This window comes from Pseudomonas sp. REB1044, assembly GCF_038813925.1.
In the GTDB taxonomy this organism is placed as follows: Bacteria; Pseudomonadota; Gammaproteobacteria; order Pseudomonadales; family Pseudomonadaceae; genus Aquipseudomonas; species Aquipseudomonas boreofloridensis.
The window spans coordinates 4567389-4581767 of record NZ_CP046139.1 but is presented as its reverse complement, the minus strand read 5'-3'; the positions used below and the strand labels follow the sequence as shown (position 1 = coordinate 4581767).

Sequence of the window (14379 nt, the reverse complement as noted above, 5' to 3'; positions counted from 1 at the left end):
CAGCCCCAATGCCAGCAATACGGATCTTACGTGAACCGCATTACGGATCTGTGGGGCCTTGGCGGCGCCTGGGTGTATGGCCGGCGCATTGTAGCGGCCCGGCAACCCAATCGTGCGACCGCGGTCTCACTTGCCACTTGTCGAGAGGTCAACGCCTCGACGTTGCGCTATAGTTGCTGCCCTCATCACCCCGCTGCCGAAGAGTTCCCTTTCCATGTTCAACAAAGGATTGTTGCTGGCGTGCGCGCTGGCCTTGCTCAGTGCCTGTGATTCCTCTTCCAAGGACACCCCGGTGCCAGCCGAGAAGCCGGCAGCGACCGCTCCGGCCGAACCCCGCGCGGCCAAGCGTGAGGACCCGGCAGTGCTGGCCAAGCGCTACGCTGATCGCGAGCTGGAGGTGCTGGATGTTTCCGAAGTCCAGGTCGACGGCGCCAGCGCCTTGTCGATCAGCTTCTCGGTGCCGTTGGATGCCAACCAGGACTTCGCCGCCAAGGTGCACCTGGTCGACACCGTCAAGGGCAAGCTCGACGGCGCGTGGGAACTCTCGGACAACCAGATGGAGCTGCGCCTGCGCCACTTGGACCCGCAACGCAAGCTGGTGCTGACGGTGGATAAAGGCCTGCTGGCGGTCAACGGCAAGGCCCTGGCCAGCGAGTCGGTCAGCCGCTTGGAAACCCGCGACATGCAGCCCACCGTCGGCTTCGCCAGCCGCGGCTCGCTGTTGCCCACGCGCCTGGCCGAAGGCCTGCCGGTGATCGCGCTGAACGTCGACAAGGTCGATGTCGAGTTCTTCCGCGTCAAGCCCGAGCAACTCTCCAGCTTCCTCGCCAACTGGGGCCGCAACAGCAGCCTGTATGCCTACCAGTCCAAGGAAACCCTGCAGATGGCCGAGTTGGTCTACAGCGGCCGCTTCGACCTCAATCCCGCGCGTAACACCCGCGAAACCGTGCTGCTGCCCATCGCCGGCATCAAGCCGCTGCAAGAGCCGGGCGTGTACCTGGCGGTGATGCGTGCCTCGGGCACCTACGACTATTCGCAGCCCGCCACGCTGTTCACCCTCAGCGACATCGGCCTCTCCGCGCACCGCTACCGTGATCGCCTGGACGTCTTCACCCAGGCGCTGGAAGGGGGCAAGGCGCTGGGCGACGTAACGCTGGAGTTGCACGACGAGAAAGGCAAGCTGCTGGCCCAGGCCAAGACCGACGGCAAGGGCCACGCGCAGTTGCCGATCACCGCCAAGGCCGACACCCTGATCGCCACCCAGGGCGTGCACACCACGTTGCTGCGCCTGACCACCGCCGCGCTGGACCTGGCCGAGTTCGACATCACCGGCCCACAGGCCAACCCCCTGCAATTCTTCATCTTCGGCCCGCGCGACCTTTATCGTCCGGGTGAAACCGTGCTGCTCAATGGCCTGCTGCGCGATCAGGACGGCAAGCCGGTCAAGGCCCAGCCGATCACGGTCGAAGTGCGCCGTCCCGACGAACAGGTCAGCCGCAAGTTCGTCTGGGAGGCCGACTCGAGCGGTCTTTTCCAGTACCAACTGCAGTTGGCGACCGAGGCGCCGACCGGCCGCTGGCAACTGTTGCTGGACCTTGGCGGCGGACGCCAGCAGGTCTATGAGTTCCTCGTCGAGGACTTCCTCCCCGAGCGCCTGGCGCTGGAGCTCAAGGGCAGCAAGACACCGCTGAGCCCCGAAGAGACCGCCCGCATCCAGGTCAACGGCCGCTACCTCTACGGCGCGCCGGCTGCCGGCAACCGCCTCAGCGGCCAGGCCTACCTGCGCCCGCTGCGCGAGGCCGTGCCGGCGCTGCCCGGCTATCAGTTCGGTTCGGTGACCGAAGACGAGCTGACCCAGGACCTGGAGCTGGACGAAGTCACCCTCGATCAGGCCGGCAAGGCCACGCTGAACATCGAAAGCCGCTGGGCCGAGGCCCGTTCGCCGCTGCAATTGACCGTACAGGCCAGCTTGCAGGAGTCCGGTGGTCGCCCGATCACCCGCCGTCTGGAGCAGCCGATCTGGCCGGCCGAGCGCCTGCCGGGCCTGCGCGGTCTGTTCGACGGCGAGGAAACCGACAGTGACGCCCCGGTGCAGTTCGAAGTGCTGGTCGCCGACCGCGACGGCAAGAAACTGGCCGCCGACGACCTCAAGGTGCGGCTGATCCGCGAGCGCCGCGACTATTACTGGAACTACTCCCAGGACGACGGCTGGAGCTACAACTACAACGAGAAATTCCTCACCCAGAGCGAGGAAACCGTCAGCGTCAAGGCCGGTTCCACCGCCAAGCTGACCTTCCCGGTCGAGTGGGGCCCGTACCGCGTCGAAGTCGAAGACCCGCAGACCGGCCTGGTATCCAGCGAGCGCTTCTGGGCCGGCTACCGCGCCCAGGACAACGCCGAAGGCGGCGCGGTACGTCCCGACCAGGTCAAGCTGGCGCTGGACAAGCCGTCCTACGCCGACGGCGCCACGGCCAAGATCACCGTCACGCCGCCGGCCGCGGGCAGCGGCTACCTGATGATCGAATCCAGCGACGGACCACTGTGGTGGCAGGAAATCGACGTGCCGGCCGAGGGCAAGACCTTCGAGGTCGAGCTGGACAAAAAGTGGGCACGCCACGACCTGTACGTCAGCGCCCTGGTCATCCGCCCTGGCGAGCGCAAGGCCAACGCCACGCCCAAGCGCGCCGTCGGCGTGCTGCACCTGCCGCTTGACCGCGCCGAGCGCAAGCTGGCGGTCAGCTTGCAGGCGCCGCAGAAGATGCGTCCCAAGCAGCCGCTGAGCGTGAAGATAAAAGCCGTCAACGCCGATGGCAGCGTGCCCAAGCAGGTGCATGTGCTGCTCTCTGCGGTGGACGTGGGCATTCTCAACATCACCGACTTCAAGACCCCCGACCCCTTCGCCAGCCTGTTCGGCCGCAAGGCCTACGGCGCTGACCAACTGGACATCTATGGCCAGTTGATCGAAGCCGGTCAGGGCCGTCTGGCCAGCCTGGCGTTCGGCGGTGACGCCGCCATGGCCAAGGGCGGCAAGCGCCCGAATACCACGGTCACCATCGTCGCCCAACAGAGCCTGCCGGTGACCCTGGACGACAAAGGCGAAGGTCTGGCCACGGTCGACATCCCCGACTTCAACGGCGAGCTGCGCCTGATGGCGCAGGCCTGGACCGACGAGCACTTCGGCATGGCCGAGGGCAAGACGGTGGTGGCCGCGCCGCTGATCGCCGAGCTGTCGGCGCCGCGCTTCCTGGCCGGCGGCGACCAGACTCGCCTGGCGCTGGACCTGGCCAACCTGTCCGGACGTGCCCAGCAGCTCGACGTGCAGGTCAGCACCGACGGCCAGCTCGACCTCACCGGCCCCGCGCAACAGAGCCTGAGCCTTGCCGAAGGCCAGCGCACCACGCTGATGATCCCGGTGCAGGCCCGTGGCGGTCTGGGCCAGGGCAAGGTGCAGGTGCGCGTCAACGGTCTGCAGTTGCCGGGCGAAAACGCCCAAGGCTTCGAGCGCGAATGGACCCTGGGTGTGCGTCCGGCCTATCCGGCGATGCTCAAGCACTACCGCGTGGCCTTGAAGGACCAGCCCTGGACCCTGCCGGACAACGACCTGGCCCAGTTCGAGTCGTCGGGCCTGGAGGCGACCCTGGCGCTGTCCAGCCGTCCGCCGCTGAACCTTGCCGAGCAGATCCGTGCCCTCGAAGCCTATCCCTATGGCTGCCTAGAGCAGACCACCAGCGGTTTGTACCCCTCGCTCTACGCCGATGCCGACAGCCTCAAGCGCCTGGGCATCAAGGGTGAGCCGGCCGATGTGCGCAAGCGCAAGATCGAGATGGGCATCGAGCACCTGCTCGGCATGCAGCGCTATAACGGCAGCTTCGGTCTATGGAGTTCGGACAGCGAGGAGGAGTACTGGCTGACGGCGTACGTCACCGACTTCCTCTTGCGCGCCCGCGAGCAGGGCTACGGCGTACCCGCCGAGGCGTTGAAGAAGGCCAATGAGCGTCTGCTGCGTTACTTGCAGGAACGCAACCTAATCGAAGTCGATTACAGCCAGAACGCCGAGCACACCCGCTTCGCCGTGCAGGCCTATGCCGGTCTGGTCCTGGCGCGCAGCCAGCAGGCACCCTTGGGTGCGCTGCGCAGCCTGTTCGAGCGCCGCAGCGATGCCCGCTCCGGTCTGCCACTGGTGCAACTGGCGGTGGCGCTGGACAAGATGGGCGACAAACCGCGTGCCCAGCAAGCCTTGCAGGCGGGCCTGGCCATCGGTCGCGGCAAGGGCTGGCTGGCCGACTACGGCAGCGCCGTACGCGACCAGGCGTTGATCCTCGCCTTGTTGCAAGAGAACAACCTGGCGACCGATCAGGTCGACCAGCGCCTGTTCGCGCTGTCCGACGAACTGGCCGCCAACCGCTGGTTGTCGACCCAGGAGCGCAACGCGCTGTTCCTCGCCGGTCGCGGGCTATTGGGCAAGCCGGAAGGCAAGTGGCAAGCGCGCCTGGACAGCGCCGGAGAAGTGCGCGAGTTCGACAACGCCGACTCGGGCATGCTGCTCGACGGCCCGCTGCTGGCCTCGCCGCTGACCGTGCAGAACCAGAGCAGCGACACGCTGTACCAGCAACTGACGCTGTCCGGTTACCCGCGTCAAGCGCCTGCACCCAGCAGCAACGGTCTGCAGATCCGCCGCGAGTACCTGGGTATGAACGGCCAGAATGTCGACCTGCGTAACCTGCGCAGTGGCGACCTGGTGCTGGTGCACCTGGCGCTCAAGGCCCAGGAGTCGGTGCCGGATGCGCTGGTGGTGGACCTGCTGCCGGCGGGCCTGGAGCTGGAAAACCAGAACCTGGCGCAGAGCGCCGCCAGCCTGGACAACGCCAGCAGCGCGGTGAAGGAATGGCGCGAGTCGATGCAGAACGCCAGCGTGGTGCACCAGGAGTACCGCGACGACCGCTATGTCGCGGCGCTCAAGCTCGACGGCTACGGCACCACTCACCTGCTGTATCTGGCGCGGGCGGTGACGCCGGGCAGCTACCGCATCCCGCCACCCCAGGTGGAGTCGATGTACCGGCCTAACCTGCAGGCGGTGGGTGAGAGCCAGGGCGAGCTGGTGGTGCGCGGTCGTTGAGACCTGCGCAGTATCGTCAGGCCGCGCTGTAGGCGCTGTGGTTCATCCGCGAACATCGGCATTGCCGATGCCCTCGCGGATGAATGGCATGCCCTCTCAATGAATGATCCAGCTCAACACCCACAGCCCCAGCACCAGCCAAATGATGCCCATCACGATCGACGCCCGCAGGAATGCACGGATCGCCGAATACAGCAGCATCAGCCCGACCACCAGGGCCAGGATGCTGACCAGCGAAGTGTCCATCCCCAAGGTGCGCGAGAGACCGTCGATGAAATTGCCGCCGGCATTGGCCAGCAGGTTGAACAGGCCACTCATGAGATCGACGATGAATTTGATCACCGCGCCCAGCGCCTGGCCCAGCCACTCGAAAAACCCTTCTACATGCATAGCTGCTTCCTGATGATCGTTCCCAGCCTTTGGCCATCGCCCGAGCGCGTCGGTTCCCGATGCCAGGCGCACGCATAGTGCGCGGACACACTCGCGCGGGCAAGGTGCTGCGCGCGATGCTGATCGCCAGCCTGCTGATGGCCGCCCTGCTGTGGCTGGCCGACCGTCTGTGGCCGCTGCCCATGCCGGGCGACGACCTGGCGCGGGTGGTGCTCGCTGAGGACGGCACGCCGCTGTGGCGCTTCGCCGACAGCGACGGTGTGTGGCGTTACCCGGTCAGCCCCGAGGAGGTCTCGCCGCTTTACCTGGAGGCGCTACTGACCTATGAGGACCGCTGGTTCTACGACCATCCGGGGGTCAATCCGCTGGCCCTGGCCCGCGCCGCCTGGCTGAACCTGCGCGGCGGGCGCGTGGTGTCCGGGGGTAGCACCCTGTCGATGCAGGTGGCTCGCCTGCTCGATCCGCACGACCGCACGTTGCCCGGCAAGCTGCGCCAGCTCTGGCGTACGGCGCAGTTGGAGTGGCACCTGTCCAAGCGCGAGATCCTGCAGATCTATCTGGATCGAGCGCCGTTCGGTGGCACCTTGCAAGGCGTCGCTGCCGCCAGTTGGGCCTACCTGGGCAAGTCGCCCAAGCACCTGACCCCCGCCGAAGCCGCGCTCTTGGCGGTGCTGCCGCAAGCGCCCAGCCGCCTGCGTCCGGACCGCCATCCCGCGCGTGCCCAGCAAGCCCGCGACAAAGTGCTGCAACGCCTGGCCGACTATCAGGTGTGGCCTGCGCAGCGCATCGCCGAGGCCCGTGAGGAACCGCTGCTGCTGGCGCCGCGTCAGGAACCGGCCCTGGCGCCGTTGCTGGCGCGGCGGCTGAACACGCCAGACAGCCCGCCGCTGATCCGCACCACCCTCGACGCCACCTTGCAACGCCGCCTCGAAGACCTGCTGCTGGGCTGGCGCGCGCGTCTGCCCGAGCGCACCTCGGCGGCGATACTGGTGGTCGAGGCGCAGACCATGGCGGTGCGCGCCTACCTCGGCTCCATCGACCTGAGCGACGAGCGGCGCTTCGGTCACGTCGACATGGTCCACGCCTTGCGCTCGCCCGGCTCCACCCTCAAGCCCTTCCTCTATGGCCTGGCCATGGACGACGGCCTGATCCACTCCGAGTCGCTGTTGCAAGACGTGCCGCGACGCTACGGCGACTATCGACCCGGCAACTTCTCCATGGGCTTCAGCGGGCCGGTGTCGGCCAGCTCGGCGCTGGCGCTGTCGCTCAACCTGCCGGCCGTGCAGTTGCTCGAGGCCTACGGGCCCAAGCGCTTCGCCGCGAAGCTGCGTATTGGCGGCGTGCCGTTGGTGCTGCCGCCCTTGGCCGAGCCGAACCTGTCGCTGATTCTCGGCGGTGCGGGCAGTCGCCTGGAGGACTTGGTCGGTGGCTACGCCGCGCTGGCCCGGCAGGGCCGCAGTGCACGGATCCGCCTGCAACCGCAGGACCCGCTGTTGGAACGGCCGCTGCTGTCGCCAGGCGCGGCCTGGATCGTGCGGCGCATCCTCAGCGGTCAGGCGCGCCCAGACCGCGATCCGCATGCCGAACTGGTGCAGCGCCCGCAACTGGCCTGGAAGACTGGCACCAGCTATGGCTTTCGCGACGCCTGGTCGATTGGCGTCGGCCCGCGCTACCTGATCGGTGTGTGGATCGGCCGTCCCGATGGCACGCCGGTGCCGGGCCAGTTCGGCCTGGCGTCGGCGGCGCCGTTGATGCTGCAGGTGCACGACCTGCTGAGCAACCGCGACCGCCAGCGCGGTATCGCGATGCCGGTGGAGAACGTGCCCGCCAGTGTCGGGGTGGCCGCGATCTGCTGGCCGCTGGGGCAGCCGATGAAGCGCCAGGATCCGCAGTGCCGCCGCCAGCGCTTCGCCTGGACCCTCGACGGCACCACGCCGCCGACCTTGCAGGCGGCCGACCAGCCGTTGGGCCTGGGCCTGCGCGAAACGGTCTGGGTCAATGAGCGCGGCCTGCGCGTCGATGCCCGTTGTACAGGCGCGCAGGCGCAGGACATCGCCCTGTGGCCGGCGCCGCTGGAGCCTTGGTTGCCACGTGTGGAGCGGCGCAGCGCGCGACTGCCGGCGATCGACCCCAACTGCCCGCCGCAAGTACCGCCCAGCGCGCCGCCGTTGTCGATCGTCGGCGTACGCGGCGGCGATCACTTGCGCCGACCGTTGACCAGCCACGAGCCCTTGCAGGTGCAAGTGTCGGCCTTGGGTGGAGCAGGGCGGCGCTGGTGGTTCCTCAATGGCACGCCGCTGGGCGAGACCGAGGGTCAGGACAGCCTGGCCCTGCACCTGGAGCAGCGCGGGCGCATGGAGCTCAGTGCCCTGGACGAGAGCGGCGAGACGGCGCGGGTGGAGTTTCAGGTGGGCGAGTGAGGCCGTGCCTGGCGCCGCTCAGCGCCTGAGCGCCTGTACCGAGACCTTGGGGAACAGGTTGTCCAGCGTTTCCAGCAAGCGGGCATAGTAGATCGGCTTGCGGAACAGGTCGAGCACTTGCAGGCGCAGCAGGTCGCTGACGTCGTTGAGGTCGGCATGCCCGGACATGACGATCACCGGCAGGTGCTGGCGCGCGGTGTGATCGCGCAGACGCTGGATCAAGGCGATGCCGCTTTCTTCGGGCATGCGCAGGTCAGTGATGACCAGGCCCACGTCGGGGTAGCGGGTGAGCTGCTGCAACGCGACTTTCACCGAGGTTGCGGTGTGACAGGTGAAACCCTCGTTTTCCAGCAGCTCAGCCAGCTCCAGCAAGGCGTCTTCCTCGTCGTCCACCAAGAGAATCTGCTGGCGTGAGGAAGCGTTCGGCATGATGGACTCCTGGTTGCCGTAGAGAAGGTCGCAAGGTGTCGATCACGCTCACAGGGCTCCTGAGATGGAGGTGAACAGGGCTGTGATCTTGGTCGAGATGGTCGGTACGAACGGCACCAGCACCACCGCGACCATCGCGGCGATCAGCGCATATTCGATACCCGACGCACCGTCCTCGCGGCGGATGAAGTTTTTCAAGTGTAGAAGGGTCTGCGGCAATTGCATGGCATCGCTCCCTGCGCCCACGGCGCTGCTGTCAGGACGTGGCGGAATAACGTCCATTTGCCATCACAGGATTGCCAAGCTGACGCAGCCTGCAAATGTAAGAAGGTATTAGCACTAAAGTTTGAATCCCATTCGGGTGGGCTAACTGCCTGTTTTGCAAGCAGATGAATGTGAGTCGAAAAAAATCCGACCGCCGCTCATGGCGATTGATGAGCGCTGCGCTACCGTGCAATAGCGAAATAGTTCCTTTTTGCTAGCACGGGTCAACTCGCACGGAGGCGGATATGAGCAGTCGCACGACCCTGTTCCTTGCTCTGGCGTTTTTGCTCGCAGCCTTGCTGGCCGGATACTGGGGCCTGATGCTCAGTCGTCCCGCCGAGCTGCCCGATCCGGTCGAAATCACACCCTCAGCGCCAGCCGCTGAAATCGTCTCGGCGCTGTCCGCTTCAGCCCCCGAACCCACCGGATCGCCGATCGTGGTGCTGCGCAGAGCACTGCCTGCCAATACCCCCCTGAGCGAAGACGACGTGCTGCTCGAGCACCTCCAAGTGGTGCCCGCCGGTGCCTTCGAACGTTTCGACCAGGTGCTCGGGCGCAGCAGCGACCGGCCCCTGGCCGCTGGCAGTTGGTTGGCCGAGTCGAGCTTTCAGCGCGGTGGACCCTTGGCGCGGATGATCCGCAGCCACGAACGTGCCGTGACCCTCGGCGTGGACGAGGTGGTGGGCGCGGCTGGGCAACTGGACCCGGGCGACTACGTGGACGTGCTGTTGTACCTGCGTGAGGAAAACCGCAACCCGCAAGCGTCGGCGCAGGTGGTGTTGTCGGCACTGCGCGTGCTCAGCGTCAACGAGCAGGTGGGCCTGGCCAACGACGGTCAGCCCGCGCAGAGCGCCGAGCAGCAACAGGCCCGACGGGAACAGCAAGCGCCACGTGCGGCCAGCACGCGCACCGTGACCCTGGCCGTGCCCGAGGCCCAGGCCAGCCGACTGATGCTTGCCGCCCAGGTCGGCACGTTGCGTCTGGCCGTGCGCAGCGCCGACGAGCAGCGCCTGGCGCACTACTGGGCCGATGTCGCGCCAGCGCCCCCGCACCGTCCGCCGAGCCCCTGCGTTTCGACCAGTTGTCCCGTACCCCCGCGCCGGCCACGACAGCGCGCGCCGTGGCCCAGGGCATGCAGATCATTCGCGGGGCGAAGACCGCCCACGCCAACCAGACGCCATGACCAGGCAGGATGCAGCGATGCGATGTTCCGAACGCAGTCTCAAACAGGCCGGCACTGTGCTGCTGTTGCTGGCGGCATTGTCACCACCGGCCCAGGCCGCGCTGTCGGGCTGCGAGGCGGTCAACCGGTTACCGACGGTGATCGAGATCGCACAGGGCCAGCAGCAGGAGCTGCGTCTGCCGCTGGTCATCGGCCGGGTCGCGGTGGGCGAGCCGACGGTGGCCGATGTGCAGGCCAGCGGCGAGCGTGCGGTGCTGCTGACCGGCGTCGGCGCGGGCAACACCACCCTGATGCTCTGGACCGCGTGCGCGGCCGCACCGCACCGGGCGATGCTGTTCGTCAAAGGACGCGCCAGCAGCGACATGGACCCGGCCAGTGTGCTGCCGTCCCAGGATGCCCAGTTGCCGAGCCAGGTGCAGGCCGACATTCGGTTCGTCGAGGTGCGCCGCAACAAGTACCAGGAAGCTGGCGCGCGGCTGTTCCTGAATGGGTCCAGCAAGAGCCTGTTCGGCTCGCCCGGCACCGCGCCTGCCGGCACGGCGGTGACGCCTGGCGCGGTGCCCATCGCCCGCCCGGCGATCCCGCTCGACGATGGCGTGTTCAACATCGTCTGGGGCAGCAGCAAGATCCTCGCGGCGATCAACGCCCTGGAAAACAGCGGCTTCGCCTATACCCTGGCGCGCCCCAGCCTGACCGTGCTCAGCGGCATGACCGCCAGCTTCCTGGCCGGTGGCGAGATTCCGGTGCCGGTGCCCAGTGCCGGCAGCGACAACATATCGATCGAATACAAGGAGTTCGGCGTGCGCCTGTCGCTGACGCCGACCGTGGTCAGCCGCGAGCGCATTCTGCTCAAGGTCGCCCCCGAGGTCAGTGACCTGGACTACTCCCGCCCGGTGGTCATCGCCGGCACCCAGGTGCCAGCGCTCAGCGTGCGCCGCACCGACACCAGCATCTCACTGGCCGATGGCGAGAGCTTCATCATCAGCGGCCTGGTGAGCAACAGCACGCGCTCTTCGGTGGACAAGTTGCCGGGCCTGGGCAACTTGCCGATTCTCGGCGCGCTGTTCCGCCAGTCCAGCGTGCAACGCGACGACACCGAACTGCTGATGATCGTCACGCCGCACCTGGTCCAGCCGTTGGCCGCCAACGCACGCCTGCCAGCGTTGCCCGGTGAGACGCTGCGCCGCTACGACCCCAGTTGGGGCCATTTGTTTTTCCAGGAAAAAGGCGACTTTCAAGGACAAGGGGGGTTATCCCGATGAACGACAGCCTCAATCCCACCTACCTGGCCATCACCCGCAACGAAGACGACCTGCACTGGCTGCAGGATGCCCTGGCGCCCCAGGGTCAGGTGATCGGCGCCAGCGCCGGGAGCCTCGACGAGTTGCTGGCGCTGGTCGATGTCACGTTCAGCAACCTGGTGTTCATCGGCCTGGACCGCGAGCAGTTGGTCGCCCAGTGCGCCTTGATCGAAGGCGTGCTGGAAGCCAAGCCGATGCTGGCGATCGTGGTCCTGGGCGATGGCATGGACAATCAGTTGGTGCTGCACGCGATGCGCGCCGGGGCACGCGACTTCGTCGCCTATGGCTCGCGGGCCAGCGAAGTCGCCGGGCTGGTGCGTCGGCTCGGCAAACGCCTGCCGACGGTCACCAACAGCCCGGCCCTGGGCGGCCTGACCGTGCTCTACGGCGCCCAGCGCGGCGCCGACGGTGCGCTGCTGACCAGCCACCTGGCGCGGGTGGTGCAGGACAGCGGCCAGCAGACCCTGCTGCTCGACCTCGGCCTGCCACGCGGTGACAGCCTGGCCTTGCTCGGCCTGGAGGCCTCGTTCCATTTCGGCGATGCGTTGCGCCACCTGCGCCGGCTCGACAGCACCCTGATCGACAGTGCCTTCACCCGCGACAAAGGCGGCCTGCGCCTGCTCGATCATGCCGAGCACGACGAGCCCCTGGCGCAGACCAGCGCCGCCGAGCTGTACATGCTGCTCAGTGCGTTGCGCCAGCACTTCCAGCACATCGTCGTCAACCTCACCGGGCAGGCCGACAGCGAGGCACTGCGCACCTTGGTCAGTCACTGCGACAAGCTGATCGTCTACACCGACCAGAACATCCTCGACTGCCGTCGCAACCTGGACGTGCTCGACGCCTGGCGCGAGCGCGGCATCAAGCTGGAGCACGCCAGCCTGCTGGTCGATCGCTACCTGCGCAACGTCGCGCCCGACGCCGATGCACTGGCCCGACGCTACGCCCTGCCGCTGCTCAAGGTCATGCCCGACAGCCCCGAGGTGCGCCTGAACGTGAAGAATCAGGGCCTGAGCCTGTTCGAGCTGGCCCCACGGGAAAGCTTGACCCAAGCGCTGCGCGGCCTCGGCGAGCGCCTGGCGCGGCGCTCGGAAACCCTCGCGCCGCCGAGCCTGCTCTGGCTGCGCCGGCTGTGGGGCAGCCGATGAACGGCGACCAGCCCTTTGGCGGTCAACGCCAGGCCGGCGCCGATCCACACGCGCTCAAGCGCGCGCTGCACCGCTTCGTCATCGACGCCATCGAGGACAGCGGCCGCAACCTGCTCGAAGGCGCACGTCCCGCGCTGACCCCTTTTGTGCTCGAACAGGTGGCCGATTACGTCGGCCGTCTGCGCCTGGCGCTGTCGCGCTACGAGATGGAGCGCCTGGCCGAGGAACTGGTGGACGAACTGACCGGCTTCGGTCCCCTGGAGGTGCTGCTGCGCGACCCCAGCGTCACCGAGATTCTGGTCAACGGGCCGCACCGGGTGTTCGTCGAGCGGGCGGGACTGTTGCAGGAAACCGACCTGCGCTTCATCGACGCGCACCATGTCGAGCGGGTCATGCAGCGCATCCTGGCGCCGCTGGGCCGGCGTCTGGACGAGTCCTCGCCGATGGTCGATGCGCGCCTGCCCGATGGCAGCCGGGTCAACGCGATCATCCCGCCCGTGGCCTTGGACGGCCCGTGCCTGTCGATCCGCAAATTCCGCCAGGACATGCTCAAGAGCGCCGACCTGCTGGCCACCCGCGCCATCGACCAGGCCATCTTCGATTTCTTCGAGCGCGCCGTGGCGCGGCGCTGCAACATTCTGGTCAGTGGCGGCACCGGCACCGGCAAGACCACCTTGCTGAACATCCTCAGCCAGATGATCGCGCCGCGCGAGCGCCTGGTGACCATCGAAGACGTGGCCGAGCTGCAGTTGAATCATGGCCACGTGGTGCGTCTGGAAACCCGTCCGCCGAATGCCGAAGGCCATGGCGAGATCAAGCCCAGTGAACTGATCCGCAACGCCCTGCGCATGCGCCCGGACCGCATCATCCTCGGCGAGATTCGCGGCGCCGAGGTGCTCGATGTGCTCACGGCGATGAATACCGGGCATGACGGTTCGATGAGCACGGTGCACGCCAACAATGCCCAGGATGCGTTGTTGCGCCTGGAGACGCTGGTGGGGCTGAGTGGTCGGCAGATCGCCGAAAAGACCTTGCGCCAGATGATCTGCGCGGCCCTGGACGTGGTCATCCAACTGACCCGCCTGCCCGATGGACGACGCTGCGTCAGCGAGGTGCTGGAAGTGGTCGGGGTACGTGAAGACGTGTACGTGACCAACACCTTGTTTCGCCTGGACCGACGTGGCACCGACAGCTTCCTGCGCGAGGCCCTCAATCCGGCGGGCAGCAAGTTGCGCCAGGACGGCGCGCTGTGATCGGCCCGCTGCTGCTGACCCTGGCCCCGGCGTTGCTCGGCGCCGCCGTGCTGTTGCTGCGCCAGGTGCGCTACAAACGTGGCGAAGAACGCGCCCTGCTTCGCCTGGGACGCGCCTGGCAAGCGCAGAGCGGCACAACGCGGCGCGACTGGCTCGAGCCGATGCTGCAGCGCGCCGGGCTCGGCGCTGCCGAATGGCCCCTGCGGCGAGTCCTGCTGCTGTGGCTGGGATTGGTCCTGCTGGCCGCGCTGATGATCGGCTGGCAGGTCGCGCTGCTGCTGTTGCTGGGGCTGCCCCTGGCCGGTTATCTGTACCTGTGCTGGCGCGCGCGTCGGCGCATGCGTCAGCTCATCGAGCAACTACCCGGCCTGCTCGATGCCAGCGTCCGCAGCCTGAAGGCCGGGCGAACCCTCAGCGATGCAGTGCTCGGCGGCATCGAGGGCACCCGTGAACCGCTGCACTCGACCCTGAGCAAAGTCCGGCGCAGCGTGCAACTGGGTGTGCCGCTGGACGATGCGCTGAGCGAGCTGGCCGAGCTGTACGACCAGGACGAGTTGCGGCTGTTCGCCCTGGGCCTGCGCATCAACCAGCGCCATGGCGGCAACGCCAGCGAGCTGATGGAGAACCTGATCCGCATGATCCGCGAGCGTGAGCAGGGTATCCGCCAGCTCAAGGCGATGACCGGCGAAACCCGCGTCACGGCGTGGGTGCTCGGTGCCCTGCCGCTGTTCATGGTCGGCTATTTCCTGATGGTCAACCCGGCTTACTTGATGCAGCTCTGGCAGGACGCCAGCGGGCAAATGATGTTGTTGCTGGCGTTCGCCTTGCAGACGCTGGGTTGTGTGGTGCTGTGGCGCATGATGAGGAGCCTGTGA

At 67.2% G+C, this 14379-nt stretch carries 9 protein-coding genes and 1 pseudogene; 7 read left to right on the top strand and 3 right to left on the bottom strand.

Annotated elements, in window-relative coordinates; all coding sequences use genetic code 11:
* Positions 1-214: 214 nt before the first annotated feature.
* The gene (locus GKC70_RS20845; protein ID WP_342649788.1) at positions 215-5116 is read left to right on the top strand and encodes an alpha-2-macroglobulin; all 4902 of its coding nucleotides are present in this window, start codon (positions 215-217) and stop codon (positions 5114-5116) included.
* Between the two features lie 96 nt (positions 5117-5212).
* Here GKC70_RS20845 and GKC70_RS20840 read toward each other — a convergent pair whose 3' ends face one another.
* The gene (locus tag GKC70_RS20840) at positions 5213-5506 is read right to left on the bottom strand and encodes a hypothetical protein (RefSeq protein ID WP_039582982.1); all 294 of its coding nucleotides are present in this window, start codon (positions 5504-5506) and stop codon (positions 5213-5215) included.
* A 59-nt stretch (positions 5507-5565) separates the two neighbouring features.
* Between GKC70_RS20840 and pbpC the strand changes: the two genes are divergently transcribed.
* Entirely contained in the window at positions 5566-7926 is a 2361-nt protein-coding gene (gene pbpC, locus GKC70_RS20835; protein ID WP_039582984.1) for a peptidoglycan glycosyltransferase PbpC, read from the top strand.
* Between the two features lie 18 nt (positions 7927-7944).
* Here the strand turns inward: pbpC and GKC70_RS20830 are convergent, their stop codons facing one another.
* Positions 7945-8355: a response regulator gene (locus tag GKC70_RS20830; protein WP_029613639.1), complete on the bottom strand. Its 411-nt coding sequence runs from the start codon at positions 8353-8355 to the stop codon at positions 7945-7947.
* A 48-nt stretch (positions 8356-8403) separates the two neighbouring features.
* Positions 8404-8580 (bottom strand): Flp family type IVb pilin, encoded by a 177-nt coding sequence (locus GKC70_RS20825; RefSeq protein WP_342649787.1) that lies wholly within the window; start codon positions 8578-8580, stop codon positions 8404-8406.
* Between the two features lie 284 nt (positions 8581-8864).
* Here GKC70_RS20825 and cpaB point away from each other — a divergent pair.
* The 5 genes and pseudogenes from cpaB to GKC70_RS20800 all read left to right on the top strand — a co-directional run.
* A pseudogene (cpaB, locus tag GKC70_RS20820) lies at positions 8865-9590 on the top strand (Flp pilus assembly protein CpaB); the annotation flags it as partial.
* A 229-nt stretch (positions 9591-9819) separates the two neighbouring features.
* Entirely contained in the window at positions 9820-11064 is a 1245-nt protein-coding gene (locus GKC70_RS20815) for a type II and III secretion system protein family protein (RefSeq protein WP_342649786.1), read from the top strand.
* The gene (locus tag GKC70_RS20810) at positions 11061-12251 is read left to right on the top strand and encodes a pilus assembly protein (protein ID WP_342649785.1); all 1191 of its coding nucleotides are present in this window, start codon (positions 11061-11063) and stop codon (positions 12249-12251) included. Before GKC70_RS20815 ends, GKC70_RS20810 begins: the two co-directional genes overlap by 4 nt.
* The gene (locus GKC70_RS20805) at positions 12248-13504 is read left to right on the top strand and encodes a CpaF family protein (RefSeq protein ID WP_342649784.1); all 1257 of its coding nucleotides are present in this window, start codon (positions 12248-12250) and stop codon (positions 13502-13504) included. Before GKC70_RS20810 ends, GKC70_RS20805 begins: the two co-directional genes overlap by 4 nt.
* Positions 13501-14379 (top strand): type II secretion system F family protein, encoded by an 879-nt coding sequence (locus GKC70_RS20800; RefSeq protein WP_342649783.1) that lies wholly within the window; start codon positions 13501-13503, stop codon positions 14377-14379. Before GKC70_RS20805 ends, GKC70_RS20800 begins: the two co-directional genes overlap by 4 nt.

Coding starts and splice junctions, on each gene's coding strand:
- GKC70_RS20845 (WP_342649788.1), top strand. CDS start 215: ATGTTCAACAAAGGATTGTTGCTGGCGTGCGCGCTGGCCTTGCTCAGT.
- GKC70_RS20840 (WP_039582982.1), bottom strand. CDS start 5,506: ATGCATGTAGAAGGGTTTTTCGAGTGGCTGGGCCAGGCGCTGGGCGCG.
- pbpC (WP_039582984.1), top strand. CDS start 5,566: ATGCCAGGCGCACGCATAGTGCGCGGACACACTCGCGCGGGCAAGGTG.
- GKC70_RS20830 (WP_029613639.1), bottom strand. CDS start 8,355: ATGCCGAACGCTTCCTCACGCCAGCAGATTCTCTTGGTGGACGACGAG.
- GKC70_RS20825 (WP_342649787.1), bottom strand. CDS start 8,580: ATGCAATTGCCGCAGACCCTTCTACACTTGAAAAACTTCATCCGCCGC.
- GKC70_RS20815 (WP_342649786.1), top strand. CDS start 9,820: ATGCGATGTTCCGAACGCAGTCTCAAACAGGCCGGCACTGTGCTGCTG.
- GKC70_RS20810 (WP_342649785.1), top strand. CDS start 11,061: ATGAACGACAGCCTCAATCCCACCTACCTGGCCATCACCCGCAACGAA.
- GKC70_RS20805 (WP_342649784.1), top strand. CDS start 12,248: ATGAACGGCGACCAGCCCTTTGGCGGTCAACGCCAGGCCGGCGCCGAT.